Origin of the sequence: Pelomonas parva, assembly GCF_043555835.1 — a bacterium.
In the GTDB taxonomy this organism is placed as follows: Bacteria; Pseudomonadota; Gammaproteobacteria; order Burkholderiales; family Burkholderiaceae_C; genus Pelomonas; species Pelomonas parva.
In genome coordinates this window covers 15937-35278 of the sequence record NZ_JBIGHV010000017.1, presented here as the reverse complement: position 1 = coordinate 35278, position 19342 = coordinate 15937, and the positions used below count along the sequence as shown (strand labels likewise).

17 protein-coding genes are annotated in these 19342 nt (G+C 68.9%); 13 read left to right on the top strand and 4 right to left on the bottom strand.

All coding sequences use genetic code 11. The features are described 5' to 3' along the window. On the top strand, positions 1–1143 hold a 1143-nt coding region (locus tag ACG00Y_RS28445), incomplete at its 5' end, for a glycoside hydrolase family 5 protein (RefSeq protein WP_394484987.1). A gap of 40 nt (positions 1144–1183) precedes the next feature. Beyond that, positions 1184–2308 (top strand): glycoside hydrolase family 5 protein, encoded by a 1125-nt coding sequence (locus tag ACG00Y_RS28440; RefSeq protein WP_394484985.1) that lies wholly within the window; start codon positions 1184–1186, stop codon positions 2306–2308. On the opposite strand, the gene ACG00Y_RS28435 is transcribed toward ACG00Y_RS28440, so the two are convergent. Continuing rightward, positions 2309–2701 (bottom strand): DUF1428 domain-containing protein, encoded by a 393-nt coding sequence (locus ACG00Y_RS28435; RefSeq protein WP_394484983.1) that lies wholly within the window; start codon positions 2699–2701, stop codon positions 2309–2311. A gap of 160 nt (positions 2702–2861) precedes the next feature. Between ACG00Y_RS28435 and ACG00Y_RS28430 the strand changes: the two genes are divergently transcribed. Then, positions 2862–4349 carry an MORN repeat-containing protein gene (locus ACG00Y_RS28430; protein ID WP_394484981.1) on the top strand — a complete coding sequence of 496 codons (1488 nt, stop codon included), beginning with the start codon at positions 2862–2864 and terminating at the stop codon, positions 4347–4349. Between the two features lie 12 nt (positions 4350–4361). Here ACG00Y_RS28430 and ACG00Y_RS28425 read toward each other — a convergent pair whose 3' ends face one another. Continuing rightward, positions 4362–4721: an H-NS histone family protein gene (locus ACG00Y_RS28425; protein ID WP_394484979.1), complete on the bottom strand. Its 360-nt coding sequence runs from the start codon at positions 4719–4721 to the stop codon at positions 4362–4364. 301 nt (positions 4722–5022) lie between these two features. Between ACG00Y_RS28425 and ACG00Y_RS28420 the strand changes: the two genes are divergently transcribed. Together ACG00Y_RS28420 and ACG00Y_RS28415 are read left to right on the top strand one after the other, a co-directional pair. Beyond that, positions 5023–5364: a PRC-barrel domain-containing protein gene (locus ACG00Y_RS28420; protein ID WP_394484977.1), complete on the top strand. Its 342-nt coding sequence runs from the start codon at positions 5023–5025 to the stop codon at positions 5362–5364. 143 nt (positions 5365–5507) lie between these two features. Further along, a complete protein-coding gene (locus tag ACG00Y_RS28415; RefSeq protein ID WP_394484975.1) occupies positions 5508–6053 on the top strand; it encodes a hypothetical protein in 546 nt (181 codons plus the stop codon). Positions 6054–6146: 93 nt separating this feature from the next. On the opposite strand, the gene ACG00Y_RS28410 is transcribed toward ACG00Y_RS28415, so the two are convergent. Continuing rightward, complete coding sequence (locus ACG00Y_RS28410) at positions 6147–6386, bottom strand: hypothetical protein (protein ID WP_394484973.1); 240 nt, start codon at positions 6384–6386, stop codon at positions 6147–6149. Between the two features lie 197 nt (positions 6387–6583). Here ACG00Y_RS28410 and ACG00Y_RS28405 point away from each other — a divergent pair, with 197 nt between their 5' ends. The 8 genes from ACG00Y_RS28405 to ACG00Y_RS28370 all read left to right on the top strand — a co-directional run bounded on the left by ACG00Y_RS28405 (position 6584) and on the right by ACG00Y_RS28370 (position 18109). Beyond that, entirely contained in the window at positions 6584–6952 is a 369-nt protein-coding gene (locus tag ACG00Y_RS28405) for a response regulator (protein ID WP_394484971.1), read from the top strand. A 137-nt stretch (positions 6953–7089) separates the two neighbouring features. Further along, complete coding sequence (locus ACG00Y_RS28400; protein ID WP_394484968.1) at positions 7090–10545, top strand: response regulator; 3456 nt, start codon at positions 7090–7092, stop codon at positions 10543–10545. Between the two features lie 236 nt (positions 10546–10781). Then, the gene (locus ACG00Y_RS28395) at positions 10782–11600 is read left to right on the top strand and encodes a CheR family methyltransferase (RefSeq protein ID WP_394484965.1); all 819 of its coding nucleotides are present in this window, start codon (positions 10782–10784) and stop codon (positions 11598–11600) included. Then, a complete protein-coding gene (locus tag ACG00Y_RS28390) occupies positions 11600–12190 on the top strand; it encodes a chemotaxis protein CheB (RefSeq protein ID WP_394484963.1) in 591 nt (196 codons plus the stop codon). The genes ACG00Y_RS28395 and ACG00Y_RS28390 overlap by 1 nt, the downstream gene beginning before the upstream one ends. Further along, complete coding sequence (locus tag ACG00Y_RS28385) at positions 12187–13383, top strand: hybrid sensor histidine kinase/response regulator (protein ID WP_394484961.1); 1197 nt, start codon at positions 12187–12189, stop codon at positions 13381–13383. The genes ACG00Y_RS28390 and ACG00Y_RS28385 overlap by 4 nt, the downstream gene beginning before the upstream one ends. A gap of 197 nt (positions 13384–13580) precedes the next feature. Continuing rightward, entirely contained in the window at positions 13581–15137 is a 1557-nt protein-coding gene (locus ACG00Y_RS28380; protein ID WP_394484959.1) for a methyl-accepting chemotaxis protein, read from the top strand. A 28-nt stretch (positions 15138–15165) separates the two neighbouring features. After that, the gene (locus tag ACG00Y_RS28375; RefSeq protein WP_394484957.1) at positions 15166–15768 is read left to right on the top strand and encodes a chalcone isomerase family protein; all 603 of its coding nucleotides are present in this window, start codon (positions 15166–15168) and stop codon (positions 15766–15768) included. A gap of 16 nt (positions 15769–15784) precedes the next feature. Continuing rightward, the gene (locus tag ACG00Y_RS28370) at positions 15785–18109 is read left to right on the top strand and encodes an ATP-binding protein (protein ID WP_394484955.1); all 2325 of its coding nucleotides are present in this window, start codon (positions 15785–15787) and stop codon (positions 18107–18109) included. A 214-nt stretch (positions 18110–18323) separates the two neighbouring features. On the opposite strand, the gene ACG00Y_RS28365 is transcribed toward ACG00Y_RS28370, so the two are convergent. Then, positions 18324–19202: a carbonic anhydrase gene (locus ACG00Y_RS28365; RefSeq protein ID WP_394484953.1), complete on the bottom strand. Its 879-nt coding sequence runs from the start codon at positions 19200–19202 to the stop codon at positions 18324–18326. Positions 19203–19342: the final 140 nt, after the last annotated feature.

Below are 19342 nucleotides of genomic sequence, written 5' to 3'. Positions count from 1 at the left end.
CCTCCACCCCCTCCACCCCCTCCTCCGCCGGCGGCCGCCTCGCCCTATCCCGACTACAACACCAGCCCGCGCGCAGCCGACGCCACCGGCATGGCCGACTCCGCCACGCAGACCGCGCAGAAGATGCGCCTCGGCCTGAACATCGGCAACACGCTGGAGGCCATGGGCGGCAAGTCCGAGACCTACTGGGGCAACCCGCGCATCACGCGCGAGTTCGTGCAGTTCGCCAAGGCCTCGGGCTTCAACGCCATCCGCCTGCCGGTGTCCTGGAACCAGTACGCGGACGCCACCACGGCCCGCATCGAGTCGGCCTGGCTGGCACGGGTTCAGGAGGTGGTGCAGTACTGCATCGATGCCGACCTGTTCGTCGTGCTCAACATCCACTGGGACGGCGGTTGGCTGGAGGAGCACGTCACGCCCGAGCAGCAGGTGGCGGTCAATCACAAACAGAAGGCCTTCTGGCAGCAGATCGCAACGACCCTGCGCGACTTCGACGGGCGCCTGCTGTTTGCCGGCGCCAACGAGCCCAACGTGAAGACGGCCGAGCAGATGGCCGTGCTGATGAGCTATCACCAGACCTTCATCGACGCGGTGCGCGCCACCGGCGGGCGCAACGCCTACCGCACGCTGGTCGTGCAGGGGCCGTCCACCGATGTCGAGTTGACCAGCCAGCTGATGACCGGCTGGCCCACCGACACCGCAGTCGGCCGGTTGATGGCCGAGGTCCACTACTACACGCCGTGGAACTTCACCGGCATGACCAAGGACGAGACCTGGGGCAACCAGTTCTATTACTGGGGCGCCGGCAACCACTCGACCACCGACACCGCACACAACCCCACCTGGGGCGAGGAAGCGACGCTCGACACGATGACGGCGCTGATGAAAGCGCGGTTCATCGACAAGGGCATCCCGGTCATCGTCGGCGAGTACGCCGCGCAGGACCGCAGCGCCGCGCTAACCGGCGACTCACTCACGCTGCACCAGAAGAGCCGCGCTGCCTATTCCAAGGCCGTGACCCAACGCTCACGCGCGATGGGCCTGGTGCCCTTCTACTGGGACACCGGTACGCTGCTCGACCGCAGCAGCAACAAGGTGCTGCAGCCCCAGATCCTCACCGCGCTGGTCGACGGCGCAAGCTGAACCCGCAAGGCCGCCACCGAGCGGCTCACTGGAAACGAGAATGAAATCGCTGATCGCCCTGGTGCTGTGTCTTGCCGTGCTCGGACCCGCGACCGCTCAGACTCGCGCCGAAGCCGCGCCCTGGCGCGAAGTCAGCAGCCACGACCTCGCCCGCGAGATGGCGCCCGGCTGGAACCTTGGCAACTCGCTGGAAGCCATCGGTGGCGAGACCAACTGGGGCAACGCGCGCACGACCCAGCCGCTCATCCAGGCCGTCAAGGCCGCCGGCTTCAAGTCCATCCGCATCCCGCTGGCATGGAAGCAGTACACCGACGCGCAAGGCCGCATCAAGCCGGAGTGGCTGGCCCGCGTCACCGAGGTCGTGGGCTGGGCGCGCGAGGCTGGCCTCGTCGTCATGATCAACATCCACTGGGACGGCGGCTGGATGCAGCCCACCGCCAAGCACCAGGACGAGGTCAACCAGCGCCTGGCGCTCTACTGGACGCAGATCGCCGAACACTTCAAGGACCACGACGAGGGCCTGCTGTTCGCCGGCACCAACGAAGTCATGGTCGAGGGCGACTACGGCAAGCCCAAGGCCGAGTACGCGCGCGCGCAGAACAGCTTCAACCAGACCTTCGTGACCACCGTGCGCGCCACGGGCGGCCACAACCCGCGCCGGCATCTGATCGTGCAGGGCTTCAACACCAACATCGACCACACGGTGGACTTCGCCGTGCTGCCGCAGGACCCGACGCCCGCGCGGCTGATGATGGAAGTCCACTACTACGACCCCTACGAATTCACGCTGAACAACGAGGGCAAGATCTGGCAGTGGGGCCGCAACGCGACCGACGCAAAGCTCACCGCAGCCTGGGGCGGCGAGAGCCATGCCGACAAGCAGTTCGACAAGATGAAGACCCACTTCGTCGCCAAGGGTGTGCCCGTCATCCTGGGCGAATACGGCGCCGTCACGCGCCCCGCCGAACCCCGCGCCGCGCGCTACCGCGCGGACTGGAATGCCTACATCACCCGCGCCGCCCATCAGCGCGGCATCGTGCCGGTCTACTGGGACAACGGCGTCCACGGCAAGAAGGAAGGCTTCGCCATCTTCGACCGCGCGACGGGCCAGGTGCTGGATGCAGAACTGCTGCAGGCGATCATGGGCGCGGTGGCCGCGCGCTGATCAAAGCGGCATGGGCTTGAAGCCCGCCGCGATCAGGCGGCTGCCGTCGAAGGCCGGGGGCTGGTCGCTGAACTGCATGCGCGGATCGGCGGTCACCTTTTCCATGCCGGCATCGCGGGCGGTCTTGCTCGGCCAGGTGACGTAGGAAAGCACCACCGTCTCATCCTTGCCGGCGCCAGCAGCGGCGGCGAAGCTGGTGTACTGCGCGTTCGCCTTCCTCGCTTCGACGCCGTGATACGAACCGGCGCCCGGGCCCGATTCATCCAGCCAGCACTCGACCACGTCGAGAGCGCCGTACTCCTTGATGACCTGGGCGGACACCCGCGCCAGCGCTTCGTAAGCCGCCTTGTTGGCGCGCGGAACCGGGGCGAGGAAACAGTCGATGTAGCTCATAAGCGACCTCCGCAGGGTGATGGCCGCCTGCCGGCAATCCTCGCGCCCGACGCGCGCAGCCCCCAGACCAAACCGCCGCTGTCCAGATGTAACAGATGAGCCTTCCCGGCGTTCTTTGCTGCGCTTATCCGTGTACCCATCTGCAAAGAGGACGCCCCCGATGACCACCACGCTGCGCTTCGCCGCCACCACCGCCCTGGGCCTGCTGCTCGCATGGCCGGCCCACGCCCAGTACGGCGACGCCTATCACGCGCCCGACCGCCTGAAGCTGCAGCAGATGGCCGGCCAGCGTGCGCGCCAGCAGGCCGACGAGCACAGCGCGCGCATCCGCGCCGCCGGCAGCCGGCCGGCCGCAGCGCCGGTGATCAGCTTCGGCAGCGGCAGCAGCTGGGCCGACACCAGCGCCATGGATGCGCAACGGCAGGCCGGCGCGCGCATCGATGCGCGCGAGCAGGCCTTCCAGGCCAAGCTCAAGCGCATGGAGACACTGATCGCCCAGCGCGGCCTGCAGCGGCGTGCGGAAGACCATCAAGGCCTGATTGCTGCCGCGATCGACGCCGGCCACGACGCCTACTGGGCCAGCCGCACCTTCGGCACCAGCCCTGCGGACTACGCCGAGCGCCTGGCGCGCGAGCAGCAGAAGGCCACCGCCAGCGCCTTCAGCGGCAGCACCCGCGCCAGCTGCCAGGACGGCTGCAGCGAGACGCTACGCGTTGCCGGCGGCCACCGCTACGAGGGCCAGACACTGAACGGCCTGCCGCATGGCAGCGGCACGCTGGCCTACGCCGACGGCAGCCGCCTGCAGGCGCAGTGGAGCGCCGGCCGCGCCAGCGGCACCATCCGCCTGCAGTACGCCAGCGGCGATGTCTACGAGGGCGGTTTTGACGGCAGCCACTTCAGCGGCACCGGCCGGCTGAACTACAAGGACGGCAGCGTCGACAGCGGCCAGTACGCCGCCGGCCAGCTGGACGGCCCGGCCGAGCGCCTGGTCGTCGGCAGCGACGGTGCGCGTGAACTGCGCCGGGGCCGCTGGAAGGCCGGCGTGCCGGTCGGCGTGCACCACAGTCATTTCGAGAACAGCAAGCGCAAGCGCATCGTCGAGGACTTCGACAACCCGGCCGCCAGCCGTGCGGAATGGGTGGACGGCAAGGTCTTCGTCGGCGTCATGAACGAAGGCGTGCCGGTCAGCGGCACGCTCACCTACGCCAGCGGCGCGACCTTCGCCGGCGTGTTCCACCCCAACGGCGCGCCCCGGGCGGGCCTGTTCAGCGGTGCCAACGGCGCGTCGCAGTTCGGCAACTTCAGCGACGCGACCAAGCGCCACGGCTATGTCGCGCTGACCTACGCCGACGGCAGCACCGCCGAGATCATGCACAACCAGAACGCCTGGGCCGGCCCCATCCTGCGCACGCAGCCCAACGGCGACGTGATGACGGGCACCACCGCTCGTGCTGGCTACATGGTCTGGGGCGTGCTGCGCGCCAAGGGCGCCGACGGTGCGGCAGCGCGGCCGGCGGCGTTGACCGAGAAGGGCGAGCTGGTGATGCTGCCCGAGGCCGACCACGCCGCCGCACGCGAAGCCGCGCAGGCCGCCGCCCAGGTGATCACCACCGAGCGCGAGCGCCTGCGCAAGCTGCTGGGCAGCTGAGTACGGCCGCTCTCAGGCCTTGACCAGCAAGTCCTCGGCCTGCTTGCCCGCCGCCAGCGCGTCCTTGAACCAGTTGGGCCGCTTACCCACGCCCGACCAGGTGCGCCCCGCGCCGTCGGTGTACTTGGCCACGCCTGCCGGCTTCTTGGCTGCGGCCTTGCGGGCCTTGCCGCCCGTCTTGACGACCGCTGCGCGCTTGCGGGCCGCCTTGGCCGGCGATGCGCCGAACAAGTCATCGGCAGTGATGTCGTAATGGGCGATGGCTTCCTTGATGCGGTCCACCACTTCCGTCTTCTCGCGTGAACGCAATGCGTCCGCCTGTTTCTGCAATTGCGCGATCTGCTTGAGCAGTGTCTGCAGCGTCTTGGCCATTCGTATCTCCAGCGACATCGTTTCGTTATGGGAACCCGCATTCAAACACAGACCAACGATTGAAATGACTCAATTGACCGAGTGAAAACCCATTCATGCCGGCAAACCACCAGGAATGGCCGGGCGAATGGAATGGGGCACGCGCCAATGGCGTCGGCTCTCGCCTACAGGGAGATGGCTCCACTCCCGACCCTGCGCCCAGGGGCAATGGCGCAAATTGAGGGCCCGTGCATGCACTGCGGCAGCCGGTCTTCCCGACAGTGGCCGCCCCGGTGTCAGCGCAACTTCAAAGGAGCCCCCCATGTCCTACCCCACCATTTCTTCCTCCAAGGTCGAAGGCACCAACGTCTACAACCTGCAAGGCGACAAGCTCGGGTCCATCGATGACCTCGTCATCGACAAGCGCAGTGGCCAGGTGCGCTATGCCGCGCTCGAGTTCGGCGGCTTCCTGGGCATCGGCACCGACCGCTACCCGCTGCCGTGGAACATGCTGAAGTACGACACCGACAAGGACGGCTATGTCGTCAATGTCGACAAGACCCAGCTGGAAAGCGCGCCGCGCTACTCGGAAGACGAAGCGCCGACGTACACCGACGAATACGGCCGCAAGGTCTACGACTACTACGGCTTCCCCTGGATGTGAGGCCGCTGACTCCCCGCCCTGCCACCGACGCGACCGGGCGCGGCCTTGTCTGACGACCAGGACACGCCGGTGCCGACAGGGCGCGAGGCCGCAGCTTCCTAAGCTCCACCGCACCCCACCCATCCAATCGAAGGAATACCACCATGACCCGATTCAACGCCCCCCGACTGCTCTGCGCCCTGATCCTGACCGGCCTCGCCGGTGCGGCCTCAGCCAACCTGAGCAAGCCTGTCTATACAACCGCCAAGGACGAAGTGAAGGCGATGTTCAAGGCCGAGCGCGACGGCTGCGACAAGATGGCTGGCAATGCCAAGGACGTGTGCGTCGAGCGCGCCAAGGGCCAGGAGAAGGTTGCCCTCGCCCACCTGGAGTACCAGCACACGGGCAACACCAAGGACCGCAACGACTACCTGGAAGCCCGCTACGAGGCCAAGTACCAGATCGCCAAGGAGGCTTGCGACAGCCAGTCCGGCAACGCCAAGGATGTCTGCGTGGCCGATGCCAAGGCGATGCATGACAAGGCCAAGGCCGACCTGAAGGCCAACAAGAAGATTGCCGAAGCGCAGAACGACCAGATGGAAACCAAGCTCAAGGCCGACTACAAGGCCGCCAACGAGCGCTGCGATGCGCTGTCCGGCAATGCCAAGGACAGCTGCCAGGCGAGTGCCAAGGCGCGCTACTTCCAGTAATTGGTGAGACAGCATCGAGAAGGCGGGCCGGGAGGCCCGCCTTTCTTGCGTCTGGCGCCACTGGTGCCGCAGGCGCTGGGCCCGCCAGCGCGCTCAGCGCAGGCGCGGCACCTGGGCGGAACGCGCCATCACCATGTCGGCGGCGCCGCCTCGCACCGCCTGTGCCTGCGCCTGCGCCTGCCGCAGTGCGTCGCCACGACGGATGTTCTCGTACAGCGTGTCGACGAAGACTGACAGCAGCAGCACCGCCAACGCGGCAGCGAAAGCGGCGACGAGCCACAGCGGTGGCGTGAAGGTGGCGGGCAGCGCCAGCCTGGCGGTCCGTGCGTTCATCTGGGGCTCCTGACGGCCACCGCGGCCGCTGGCAGCACTGTGCGGGCGGCCAGGTGCCGCAGATGCACGCGGCCGCCGCAACGCACCGTAGGACGGGCCGGCAGCGGGCACGGGGATTGCTCCTACACCGCCGTTGCATGCGGCCAGAGCCGCATACGGGACCGCCCTGAGTCCCGCCGGGCGTGAGGAGCCACCATATGTCGCACGAAGATATTCGTGTCGTGCTCGTCGATGACGATGTCGACACCTGTGAAACCCTGAGCAGCCTGCTGCAGTTCGACGGCTACAGCGTGCGCGTGGCCAGGACGGCGCAGGACGCGATCACGGCCGTCAATGAGTACCAGCCCGTCTGCGCGCTGCTGGACCTGGGCCTGCCCGACCTGGACGGCTGCGAACTCAGCAAGCGGCTGCGCGCCGCCCATGGCTCCGACCTCGTGCTGATCGCGGTCACCGGCCGCAGCGGCGACAAGGAGCACAACGAGGCCATGGCCGCCGGTGTCGACCATGTGTTGTGCAAGCCCTTGTCACAGGAAAGCCTGCGGCGGTTTTTTCCGCCGCGCACCTGATTTACCGGCAATCCTTACCGACCATCGAGCGGCTGCCTCCTTGCTTGCACCGGGCCCGCCTTGCGGCATGGGTCTTGCGTCGCGTGCCGCTCTGAGCGTGGCGCAGAGGAGCGCCTCGCCGCGACGAGGACAAGAAGATGAATGAGACGGGGTCGGAAGACTCGGGCCAGTTTCGCCGCATCCTGACGCGCAACCTGGCGCTGCCACTGCTGATGGGCCTGGGCGGCACGCTGATCTTCGTCGCGCTGGTGTGGCATCTGCTGGCCCGCCTGAGCTGGGTGGACCACACCCACCGCGCCATGGCCAAGGGCCAGGAACTGGCCACGCTGCTGGCCGACCAGGAAAGCGGCATGCGCGGCTTCCTGCTCAGCGGCGAGGAGTCCTTCCTCGCGCCCTACACGCTGGCCGTCGCGAAGTTCGACGGCAAGCTGCGCGCGACGCAGGCGATGGTGGCCGACCACCCCGCCCAGACGGACCGGCTGCGCCGCGTCGCCGGGCTGGTCGCGCGCTGGGACGAGTACGCCCGCGATGTCATCGCCATGCGCCGCCGCGGCGAGGCCGTGGAGCGGCTCGTGCGCACGGAGCGCGGCAAGCAGCTCTTCGACGAGATCCGGCGCGAGCTGCGCGGCTTCATGGAGTCCGAGTCCCAACTGCTGCGTGACCGCATCGAGGACGTGGAGGGCAGCACGTGGACGGCCGTGACCGGCTACATCGCGCTGCTGATGGTCGTCAGCGGGCTGCTCGCCTGGGCCGGCCGGCGCGACATCAAGGCGCTGTCCAGCGACTACGGCGATGCGCTGGGGCGGGCGCGCCAGAGCGCCCGCGACAACGAAGAACGTGCCTGGCTACGCGGCGCCCAGGCGGAGCTGGCCAACCTGCTAGCCGGCGAGCGCGCCGCCTCGGGATTGGCAGCGCGCACGCTGGGCTTCCTGGCCGAGCGCACCGGCGCCGTCGTGTCGGCCGCGTTCCTGCGCGGTGAAGACGGCCACCTGCAGCGCATCGCCGCCCATGGCCTGACGGCAGACAGCGACGCGCCGGCCGATGCCGAGCGGGGCCTGGTGGGCCAGGTCTGGCGCGACGGCACGCTACAGCGCCTGCCGGGCCTGCAGGCCGGCTACCTGAAGGTGGCCACGCATCTGGGCGACACGCCGCCGCAGGAGATCGTGCTGATGCCGGCGCTCAACGACGGCGAGGTCAACGGCGTGCTGGAGCTGGGCTTCGTGCAGCCGCCCGGGACGCGCGAACTGGCGCTGCTGGAGCAACTGCAACAGCCGCTGGGCACGCTGCTGGAGGCAGCCCGCTACCGCCAGCGCCTGCAGCAGTCGCTGGAGGAGACACGCCAGCTCAACGAAGAGCTGCAGGTGCAGCAGGAAGAGCTGCGCACCGCCAACGAGGAGCTGAGCGAGCAGTCGCGCGTGCTGGCCGAGTCGCAGCTGCAGCTGGAGGAGCAGCGCGCCGAACTGGAACAGACCAACGTGCAGTTGGGCGAGCAGTCCGAGACGCTGTCGCGGCGCAATGCGGCACTCACCCAGGCCCAGGCCGACCTGAACGAGCGCGCGGCGGAGTTGCAGCGCGCCAGCCGCTACAAGTCCGAGTTCCTGGCCAACATGTCCCACGAGCTGCGCACGCCGCTGAACAGCTCGCTGATCCTGTCCAAGCTGCTGGCCGACAACCGGCCCGGCAACCTGACCGAGGAGCAGCTGCGCTTCGCGTCCACCATCCACGGCGCCGGGCAGGACTTGCTGGTGCTGATCAACGACATCCTGGACCTCTCCAAGGTCGAGGCCGGCAAGCTGGAGATCGCGCCCGCGCCGATGCCGTTGCAGGCGCTGGCCGACAGCATGCGCCGCCAGTTCGAGCCGCTGGCCACGCACAAGAAGCTGCAGCTCCAACTGCAGCTCGCGCCCGGCCTGCCCGGCGCGCTGGTGACCGATGCGCAGCGGGTCGAGCAGATCCTGCGCAACCTGCTGTCCAACGCGATCAAGTTCACCGAGAAGGGCACGGTGACGCTGCAGCTGGAACCGCGCGCAGGTGGCGTGGCCTTCATCGTCAAGGACACCGGCATCGGCATCTCGGCGGCACAGCAACGGCATGTCTTCGAGGCCTTCCACCAGGGCGACGGCGCGCTGAACCGGCGCTACGGCGGCACTGGCCTGGGCCTGTCCATCTCGCGCCAGCTGGCCGGCCTGCTGGGCGGCGACATCCAGCTCAGCAGCGTCGAGGGCGAGGGCAGCCAGTTCACGCTGACGCTGCCGCTGCAGGCGCCCGCTACCGCAGCGCCGCCGGCCGAGCGGCACGCGCCGATCGCGCCGCTGCCACCGGCCCCGCCGCCCCCGGCCACGCCGCAGCAGCAGGTACCGCCCGCCTTCGCCGACGACCGCGACGAGCTGGCCGGCGACGCACCGCCGCGCCGGCTGGCGCTGGTCGTGGAGGACGATCTGCGCTTTGCCGGCGTCCTGTACGACCTGGCCCATGAGATGCAGTACCGCTGCCTCGTCGCCACGCGAGCCGGCGAGGCGCTCGAGCTGGCAGGCGCCCACCTGCCGCAGGCCATCCTGCTGGACGTGCGCCTGCCCGACGGCTCCGGCCTGGCCGTGCTGCAACGGCTCAAGGAAGACCCGCGCACGCGCCACATCCCCGTGCACGTCATCGCCGGCGAGGACTTCCGCGACGTGGCCTTGCCGCTGGGCGCGGTCGGCACGGCCATCAAGCCGACGACGCGCGAGGACCTCGTCGAGATCTTCCGGAAGCTGGAGCAGCACGGCGCCGACCAGGTGCGCCGGCTGCTGCTGGTGGAGGACGACCAGCGCCAGCGCGAGAGCATCGCCCACCTGATCGGCGACGACGATATCGAGGTGGTGGCCGTGGAGCGCGGCGAGCAGGCGCTGGCGCTGCTGGACGAGCAGCACTTCGACTGCATGGTCATCGACCTCAAGCTGCCCGACATGGACGGCAACGAGCTGCTGGCCCGCATGGCCGCGCGCGGCCCCGAGGCGGCGACGCCGCCGGTCATCGTCTACACCGGCCGCAACCTCAGCCGTGACGAGGAGGCCCAGCTGAACCGCTACTCGCGCTCCATCATCATCAAGGGCGCCCGCTCGCCCGAGCGGTTGCTGGACGAGGTGACGCTGTTCCTGCACCGCGTGGAGTCACGCATGAGCGGCGAGCGCCGTGACATGCTGCGCACCGCGCGCAACCGCGAGCAGGTGTTCGAGGGCCGCAAGGTGCTGCTGGTGGACGACGACATGCGCAATGTCTTCGCGCTGACCAGCGTGCTGGAGCAGCACGGCCTGACGGTCGAGCCGGCGCGCAACGGCGTCGAGGCGCTGGAGAAGCTGGAGGCGCTGGGCGACGACATCGACATCGTGCTGATGGACGTCATGATGCCGGTCATGGACGGCCTGGAGGCGACGCGACGCATCCGCGCCGACACGCGCTGGCACAAGCTGCCCGTCATCGCCATCACCGCCAAGGCCATGCGCGACGACCAGGAGCAATGCCGCAAGGCCGGCTGCAACGACTACCTGGCCAAGCCGATCGAGCTGGACCGGCTGGTGTCGCTGTTGCGGGTCTGGTTACCGGTGACCGTATGAGCCCCTCGTCCGATCTCGCCCTGCTGAACGCAGGCGCGCCCGGCCGGTCCCCCGAGGGGACGGCGATGCATGCGGCGTCTAGCCGCATGCACATCGCCATGGCGGGCCGGCTTGGTGAACTGGAGTCGGACACAAGCAGTCCCTGCGGACTGCTTGTGCCTACGACAGGCCAAGGGCCTCTGGCCCTTGGCAGCCCGGCGCTCGGCCCGAATGCGCAACGCAAGGTCGAGGGCTAGATGCCTCAAGCCTTGCTTGACCTCGAAGTGCGCCTGCTGATGGAGGCCATCTACACGCGCTACAACCACGACTTCCGCGAGTACTCCGGCGCGTCGCAGAAGCGCCGCGTGCTGCAGGCGGTGGAGCAACTGCAGTGCGAGTCGGTGTCGGCGCTGCAGGGCCTGGTGCTTCGCGACCCGCGCGCCTTTGCCCGGCTGCTGGAGATCCTGACCGTGCCGTTCACCGAGATGTTCCGCGAGCCGGCGTTCTTCCTGGCGCTGCGCGAGCACGTGGTGCCGGTGCTGCACACCTACCCGTCGCTGAAGATCTGGGTGGCCGGCTGCGCCAGCGGCGAGGAGGTCTATTCGCTGGCCATCCTGCTGCACGAGGAAGGGCTGCTGGAGCGCAGCATCTTGTACGCCACCGACATCAACCCGGCCGTGCTGGAGAAGGCGCGGCAGGGCATCTTTCCGCTGTCCGAGCTGCCGCAGTACACGCGCAACTACCAGGCGGCCGGCGGCACGGCCGGGTTCTCCGACTACTACACCGCGGCTTATGGCGCGGCCCGCTTCGACCGCGAGCTGGCGCGCCGCGTCACCTTCGCCGACCACAGCCTGGCGACCGACCACGTGTTCTCCGAGACCCACCTGATCTGCTGCCGCAACGTGCTGATCTATTTCAACCGCCAGCTGCAGGACCGCGCCATCGGCCTGTTCGCGCAGTCGCTGTGCCACCGCGGCTTCCTGGGCCTGGGCAACAAGGAGAGCCTGGACTTCTGCCCCAACGGCGCCGCCTTCGAGCCGGTCGCGCAACGCGAGCGCCTCTTTCGCAAGAAGTGATGCCGCGCCGCCCACCCATCGAGCTGATCGTCATCGGCGCCTCCGCTGGCGGCGTTGCGGCGCTGCTGGCCTTGCTGAGGCCGCTGCCGGCCAGCTTCGCCGTGCCCATCGTCGCCGTGCTGCACCTGATGGCGCGCCACGAGAGCCAGCTCGCCGCCGTGCTGTCCCATCACCTGGCGCTGCCCGTGCGTGAGCCGCAGGACAAGGAGCCCGTGCGCGCCGGTGCCGTCTACATCGCCAGCGCTGACTACCACCTGCTCATCGAGGCCGAGCGCAGCTTCGCCTTCAGTAGCGAGCCGCCGGTGAGCTTTTCCCGCCCGTCCATCGACGTGCTGATGACGTCCGCCGCCGATGCCTACGGCCCCGCAGTCGCCGGCCTGCTGCTGACCGGCGCAAACATGGACGGCGCCGAAGGCATGGCCGCCATCCATGCCCGCGGCGGCCTCACCCTGGTGCAACAGCCCGACGACGCCGAGGTCGCCGCCATGCCGGAGGCGGCCATCGCCCGCTGCCGGCCCCACCACATCCTGGCCTTGAAAGACATGCCCCCCATGCTGATGAAGCTGGCCTCCGCAGGACACACCGTTTGAGCGCGCCCCCACCCACCGACGTCGTCAAGCTGCTGCTCGTCGACGACCTGCCCGAGAACCTGCTGGCGCTGCAGGCGCTGCTGCGCGACGACGGCCTGCAGATGCACTGCGCCACGTCCGGCGAGGAGGCGCTGTCGCTGCTGCTGGAGCATGAGTTCGCGCTCGCGCTGCTGGACGTGCAGATGCCGGGCATGTCGGGCTTCGATCTGGCCGAGCTGATCCGCGGCAGCTCGCGCACGCGGCAGTTGCCCATCGTCTTCGTCAGTGCCGCGGACCGCAACCAGGCCTACAGCTTTCGCGGCTACGAGAACGGCGCAGTGGACTTCCTCTTCAAGCCGCTGGACGCACAGGCGGTGAAGAGCAAGGTGCGCGTCTTCACCGAGCTGCATGCCAAGAGCCGCGCGCTGCGCCGCCAGCTCGTCGAACTGGAGACTGCGCGTGCCGAGCAACAGCAGTTGCTGGACACGCTGCAGCGCACGCAGGCCGACCTGCAGCGCGCGCTGAAGATGCGCGACGAGTTCATGTCCATGGTCACGCATGAGCTGCGCACACCGCTGGGCGTCATGGCGCTGGAAGTCATCATGCGCCGCTCGCGGCTCGACAAGGGCGACCTCGCCTGGTTCAGCCCCGAGCGGCTGCAGGCCATGATCGACAAGGATGACCGCCAGGTGCGCAGCATGACGCGCCTCATCGAGGACATGCTGGACATCTCGCGCATCCAGCACGGCCGCCTGTCCATCCACCCGCGCCGCACCGACCTGGGCGAGCTGGCCGGCCGCGTTGTCGCGGACTTCGAGCCGCAGTATCAGCAAGTGGGGCTCACGCTGAGCGCGCAGCCCGGCATCGTCGGCGAGTGGGACGACAGCCGCATCGCCCAGGTGCTGGTGAACCTGCTCAGCAATGCGCTGCGCTACGGCCAGGGCCGGCCCGTGCATGTCGAGGTGGGCCTCACCGGCGATGGCTTCGCCCGCCTGGCCGTCACCGACCAGGGCCCGGGCATCCCGGCCGAGGACCAGGGTCGCGTCTTCCAGCAGTTCGAGCGCCTGCCCTCCACCGGCAAGGCGCCAGGCATGGGCCTGGGCCTGTACATCAGCCAGCAGTTCGTCCAGGCCCACCGTGGCCGCATCGGCTTGCACAGCGAACCAGGCCGGGGCGCCTGCTTCGAGGCGCTGCTGCCGCTGACGGCAGCCTGAGCAAGGCGCCCGACGCAGCGCCACGTTTGCCGGGGTTTTGCCTCACAAATCACGGCAACTCCGCCGGGCCGTGCCGCTCAGAATGTCCTGCATCGCGCATTTCTGCTGAAATTTCAGGCCGTCACCGCCCTGCCCGGCCGGCCCATCAAGAACGACCCCGGGCGGCTTCGTTGCACCTCCATCCAAGGCTGCGTCCCATGAAGTTCCTGTCCCAAATGCGCATCGGGCAACGCCTCACCGCCGGCTTCGCCGTCGTCATCGCCTGCCTGATGTCGATGGCCGGCCTGGGCTACTTCGGCATCCAGGCGCTGAACACCGAGATCGGCCAGCTCATCGGCAGCGACTACAAGGCCGTGGCGCTGGCCAACAAGGCCAATGCCGAACTGGGCGACGCCTCGCGCAGCATGATGACGACGCTCATCATGACCGGCGAGGAGCAGATCAAGAAGGAGCTGGACAACGTCGCCACGCTGATGGCCGCGCACGAGAAGACGCTGGCCGAACTGGAGCCGCTGCTGACCGACGAGGCCAGCCTGGCGCAGTTCAAGCTCGTGAAGGAGGCCAACGCCAAGTTCATGCCCGCCCAGGCCGCCTTCGTGAAGACGGTGGCCTCCGGTGACACCGAGGGCGCGCCGCTGAAGTTCCAGTTTTCCGTGCGGGCGGCCCAGATCCGCTACATGCAGGCACTCAGCAAGCTGGTCGACGTGCGCAACGCGGCGATGGAGGAGGCCGGCCGCAAGTCCGACAGCGCCGCGCGCAAGACGGCCCTGCTGCTGCTGGCCTTGGCGGCCGCGGCCATCGCCGCCAGCGTGCTGACGGGTGTGCTGATCACGCGCGGCATCGTGCTGCCGTTGCGCGGCGCCGTCAGCGTTGCGCGCAAGGTGGCCTCGGGCAACCTGACCAGCGAGATCGCGGTGCGCAGCCGCGACGAGACCGGCGAGCTGCTGCAGGCGCTGTCGGACATGAACGAGAGCCTCAAGGGCATCGTCGGCCGCGTGCGCGAGGGCACGGAGTCCATCGCCTCGGCATCCAGCGAGATCGCCAGCGGCAACATGGACTTGTCGGTGCGCACCGAGGCGCAGGCCGCGTCGCTGGAGCAGACGCTGTCGGCCATGAAGGTGCTGACCGACGCGGTGCAGCAGAACGCGCAGAACGCGCAGCAGGCCAACCAGCTGGCGCAGGCGGCGTCCACGGTGGCCGGCGAGGGCGGCGCGGTGGTGGCCCAGGTCGTGACGACGATGAGCAGCATCGATGCGTCGAGCAAGAAGATCGTCGACATCATCAGCGTCATCGACGGCATCGCCTTCCAGACCAACATCCTGGCGCTGAACGCGGCCGTCGAAGCGGCGCGCGCCGGCGAGCAGGGCCGCGGCTTCGCGGTGGTGGCCAGCGAGGTGCGGTCGCTGGCCGGCCGCAGCGCCGACGCGGCCAAGGAGATCAAGCGCCTCATCGGCGACTCTGTCGACAAGGTGGCGCAAGGCAACGAGTTGGTCGCCAAGGCCGGCAGCACCATGCAGGGCGTGGTGGCGAGCGTGCAACGGATGACGGACATCATGGGCGAGATCACCCACGCCAGCGCGGAACAGAGCATCGGCATCGAGCGCGTCACGCATACCATCCACGACATGGACAAGAGCACGCAGCAGAACGCCGCGCTGGTGGAGCAGGCCGCCGCCGCCGCCGACTCGCTGAAGGCACAGGCCCAGGGCCTCGAAGAAGTCGTCAGCCTCTTCAAGCTGGACGCGTTACGCTGACCCCTGCCAGGAAGACAAAGGAGACACCATGAAGACGAACACCGTTTTGTGCCGCATCGCCGGCCTGGGTCTGGGTCTGAGTATGGCCTTGGGTCTGGCCGGCGCCGCCCAGGCCATCGAGGTGGGCGGCCTGAAATTCGACGACACCGTCAAGGTGGCCGGCAAGGAGCTCAAGGTCAACGGGGCCGGCATCCGCACGCGCTTCGTCGTCAAGGTCTATGCGCTGGTGCTCTACCTGCCCGAAAAGAAGAGCACGCCGGCCGACGTGCTCGCCAGCCCCGGCCCGCGCCGCTTCACGCTGGGCCTGCTGCGCGAGGTGACCGGCGACGAGCTGGGCCAGGCCTTCCTCGCCGGCATCACGGCCAACACCGACAAGGCCGAGCGCTCCAAGTTCGTCAACCAGCTGGCCCAGTTCGGCGACGCTTTCGTCAGCATTTCGGCGGGCAAGAAGGGCGATGTCATCACGGTGGACTGGGTGCCCGACACCGGCACCGTCATGACCTACAACGGCAAGCCCATCGGCGAGCCCATGAAGGATGTCGCCTTCTACAACGCCGTGCTGAAGATCTGGCTCGGCGACAAGCCGGTCGACTCCTCGCTGAAGCCGCAACTGCTGGGCGCCAAGGGCTAAGACTCTGAGCACGCGCTTGAGCCGCAAGACCTCCTCGTCACTGTTCGCCGCGCTGGCACTCGGCGCCAGCGTCGGCCTGCTGCTGCCGGCGCTGATCGTCGGCGGCCTGTTCATCGGCCTGCGGGAATCCCAGGTTGCCGAGCAGGCGCTGCAGCGCGACGTCGACGCCAAGCTCGACGTGCTGGCGAGCAGCCTGCCCGAGCTGCTCTGGAACCTCGACGCCGTTGCCGCGCGCGAGGTCGTGTCGGCCATCGTCAAGTCGCCCGAGGTGGTGCGCGTCAGCGTCAGCGACGCCTCGCAGGGCCTGCCTTTCATCGAGAACCACCTGCCCGAGCGGCGCCGGGGCCAGACGCTGATCGGCGAGCGCGACATCATGCGTGGCACCAGCCGCATCGGCCACATCCAGATCGAGATCGACGACCACCTCAGCAAGACGGCGCTCACCCGCCAGCGCTGGCTGTACGCCGCCACGGTGGGCGGCCAGTTGCTGGCGTCGCTGGCGCTGGTGCTGTGGCTGCTGAACTCGCGGCTGTTCCGCCCGCTGCGCGAGCTGGGCGGCTTTGCCAACGACCTCGCCCAGGGCCGTTTCAACGCCCGGCTGGAGCACAAGCGCGCCGACGAGATCGGCCAGCTCGGCGGCCACCTGGAGCACATGCGCGATGCGCTGCAGCAGCAGTTCAACGCCCAGCGCGCCCTCATCGAGCGGCTGCGCGGCATGGCCGAGACGGTGCCAGGTGTTGTCTACCAGCTGCACCTGGCCGTCAGCGGCGAGTTCAGCTTCGCCTACGTCAGCGAGGCGGTGCGCGAGTACTTCCCCGTCGGCGCCGCCGAGCTCAACCGCAGCGCGGCGCCGTGGTTCGAGCGCATCCACCCCGACGACCGCGCCATGGTGCGCGAGAGCCTGCTGGCCAGCGCCCGCTCGCTGAGCCCCTGGCAGCAGGAGTTCCGCACGCCGCAACCCGACGGCGCCGAGCGCTGGATCTACGGCAACGCCATCCCGCAGCGCGAGGCCGACGGCGGCGTGCTGTGGCACGGCTTCCTGACCGACATCTCGCGCGAGCGCCGCGATGCGCTGGAGCTGGAGCGCTACCGCCACCACCTGGAGGAGCTGGTCGAGGCGCGCACCGCCGAGCTGGCCGAGGCCACGCAAGCAGCGCAGGCTGCGAGCCTGGCCAAGAGCGCCTTCCTGGCCAACATGAGCCACGAGATCCGCACGCCGATGAACGCCATCATCGGCCTGACCTACCTGGCGCAGAGCGACGCCGTCGAGCCCGCGCAGCAGCAGCGCCTGCAGAAGGTCGCCAACGCGGCCGAGCACCTGCTGAGCGTCATCAACAACGTGCTCGACTTCTCCAAGATCGAGGCCGGCAAGGTGCAGCTGGAGCAGCGCGCCTTCCGGCTCGACGAGGTGCTGGACAACATCGCCAACATGACGACGCAGGCGGCTGCGGCCAAGCGGCTGCGCGTCGAGACCGACATCGCGCCGGAGCTGGCCGGCCGCGTGCTGATGGGCGACCCACAGCGCATCGCCGAGGTGTTGCTGAACTTCGCCGGCAACGCGGTCAAGTTCACCGAGACCGGCTTCGTGCGCCTGGCCGTGCGGTTGGACGGCGAGCCGACCCACACGGCCACGGGCACACGGCTGCCGCTGCGCTTCGAGGTGCAGGACAGCGGCATCGGCATCGAGCCCGAAGCGCAGGCCCGGCTGTTCCGCGACTTCGAGCAAGCCGACAGCTCGACGACGCGGCGCTACGGCGGCACCGGCCTGGGCCTGGCCATCTGCCGCCGCCTGGCCGCGCTGATGGGTGGCCGCGTCGGCGTGCAGAGCCAGCCCGGGCGCGGCAGCACCTTCTGGTTCGCGCTTGCAGTGGAAGCCGGCGCCGACGCACAGCCGGCGCCGGCCCTCGCACAGCGGCCGCACTCGGTGCGCGAGCGACTGGCCGAGCTGGCACGCAGCCGGCCGCTGCGCATCCTGCTGGCCGAGGACAACGCGGTCAACCAGGAGGTCGCCGTGGCACTGATCGGCAGCGCCGGGCTGACGGTGGACGTGGCCGGGGACGGCCAGCAGGCCGTCGACATGGTCCAGGCGGGCGACTACGCGCTGGTACTGATGGACGTGCAGATGCCCGTGATGGACGGCCTGGACGCCACCCGCACCATCCGCCGCCTGCCCCAGGGCGCGGCGCTGCCCATCCTGGCGATGACAGCCAATGCCTTCGACGACGAGCGCCAGCGCTGCCTGGACGCCGGCATGGACGACCACGTCGCCAAGCCGGTCGTGGCGGAGCAGCTGTTTGCCACCTTGTACGACTGGCTGTCGGGCGCCCGCAAGCGAGTCTGACCACCTCCCGAGTTTTCGGGTCGAGCGCCGGGCCGCTCCCAAGCCGGCCCGTCTGGCGATGTGCGAGCGGCTCAATGCCGCGAGCATCGCCGTCCCCTCGGGGGCTGAGGCCGGACACGGCACGCCCAGTGGGCGTGATGTGCCTGCCGAAGCGCTAAGGCGCAAGCCGCAGCGCGGTCCCGGCCAAGGTACTCCTTGGACGAGGGGTCACAGGCTACTGCGACTCCTTAATCAGCCGTCCTGAGCCGGCCTGCAACGGCCGCGCATTCATCGGGTACAGCCGCGCAAAGACACTGACCTGCTGCGCCGTCAACGGGACCGGCTGGCGCAGCACCATCCACAGTACGCCCTCACTGCACGGCGGCGTCGTGATGGAGCCCATGTAGGTGTAGTAGCCGCGGTTCTCGGGCAGCAGTTGGGTCAGGTCGATCTGCGCCTGCGCCTGCACAGCCTCGCCCTTCTCCAGCGGCAGGTTGGCCCAGACGGTCTGCAGCAGCGGCTGCTGCCGGTCGTCCGCCGCGCGCTCCAGCAGCACGGCGACGATGGCCGTGCGACCTTGCGCGTCCTTGTGCACGAGATGCGCCGACATGTCGAACTGCCGGCCGTTGATGCGCTCCTCGCTGGGCCGGTGGAAGTGGAACTGCTGCAGCTCGTAGCGCCGGCCCATGACCGTCAGGCCGTTGCCGGCTGCGACGTTCACCTGCACCGTGTGGCCGTTGTCCAGCACCGAGAAACCGCTGGGCTTGTAGTCGAAGGCGATCTTTTCCAAGTCGACGGCGATGCCATCGCGGATGTCGATGGGGCTCTGGCGCGTGCCGATGGCGCAGAGCTTGTTCTCCGGCGCCAGCTCGGCCCAGCGGTCGGGGCCGACGTCGCTGGTATAGCCCCAGGCGCGGGGCTTGGGTGGCTGCGCCTTGCCCGGCTTCGTAGCGGCGCGCGGCGCGGCCTTGGGCTTGGCCGTGGCGGCGCCCTCGCCCTTCGTCGCCAGCCGCTCGGCCAGCCGCTGGCGCAACTGCTCGACGGGCTCCTGCGCGTCCTGCGCCTGGGCGGCCAGCGCCAGCAGGCAGGCGGCAAGGGTCAACGGCGTCTTCATGCTCATCCTGATGATTTCGGCCTCCGCCGCGCTGGCTTGAGCGCACGACGCTCAAGCCCAGATATGGATAGCGCTATCAAAGTAAACAAGGCATCCAAGTCACTGATTTGTTTATCAGCGTAAACGCGTCTTCACGCCGC

What these genes read in the sequence shown, in the direction of transcription:
- ACG00Y_RS28410 (WP_394484973.1), bottom strand. Translation starts at nt 6,386, where the DNA reads ATGAACGCACGGACCGCCAGGCTGGCGCTGCCCGCCACCTTCACGCCA.
- ACG00Y_RS28390 (WP_394484963.1), top strand. Translation starts at nt 11,600, where the DNA reads ATGCCGCGCCGCCCACCCATCGAGCTGATCGTCATCGGCGCCTCCGCT.
- ACG00Y_RS28365 (WP_394484953.1), bottom strand. Translation starts at nt 19,202, where the DNA reads ATGAAGACGCCGTTGACCCTTGCCGCCTGCCTGCTGGCGCTGGCCGCC.
- ACG00Y_RS28375 (WP_394484957.1), top strand. Translation starts at nt 15,166, where the DNA reads ATGAAGACGAACACCGTTTTGTGCCGCATCGCCGGCCTGGGTCTGGGT.
- ACG00Y_RS28435 (WP_394484983.1), bottom strand. Translation starts at nt 2,701, where the DNA reads ATGAGCTACATCGACTGTTTCCTCGCCCCGGTTCCGCGCGCCAACAAG.
- ACG00Y_RS28425 (WP_394484979.1), bottom strand. Translation starts at nt 4,721, where the DNA reads ATGGCCAAGACGCTGCAGACACTGCTCAAGCAGATCGCGCAATTGCAG.
- ACG00Y_RS28440 (WP_394484985.1), top strand. Translation starts at nt 1,184, where the DNA reads ATGAAATCGCTGATCGCCCTGGTGCTGTGTCTTGCCGTGCTCGGACCC.
- ACG00Y_RS28380 (WP_394484959.1), top strand. Translation starts at nt 13,581, where the DNA reads ATGAAGTTCCTGTCCCAAATGCGCATCGGGCAACGCCTCACCGCCGGC.
- ACG00Y_RS28400 (WP_394484968.1), top strand. Translation starts at nt 7,090, where the DNA reads ATGAATGAGACGGGGTCGGAAGACTCGGGCCAGTTTCGCCGCATCCTG.
- ACG00Y_RS28415 (WP_394484975.1), top strand. Translation starts at nt 5,508, where the DNA reads ATGACCCGATTCAACGCCCCCCGACTGCTCTGCGCCCTGATCCTGACC.
- ACG00Y_RS28405 (WP_394484971.1), top strand. Translation starts at nt 6,584, where the DNA reads ATGTCGCACGAAGATATTCGTGTCGTGCTCGTCGATGACGATGTCGAC.
- ACG00Y_RS28430 (WP_394484981.1), top strand. Translation starts at nt 2,862, where the DNA reads ATGACCACCACGCTGCGCTTCGCCGCCACCACCGCCCTGGGCCTGCTG.
- ACG00Y_RS28395 (WP_394484965.1), top strand. Translation starts at nt 10,782, where the DNA reads ATGCCTCAAGCCTTGCTTGACCTCGAAGTGCGCCTGCTGATGGAGGCC.
- ACG00Y_RS28420 (WP_394484977.1), top strand. Translation starts at nt 5,023, where the DNA reads ATGTCCTACCCCACCATTTCTTCCTCCAAGGTCGAAGGCACCAACGTC.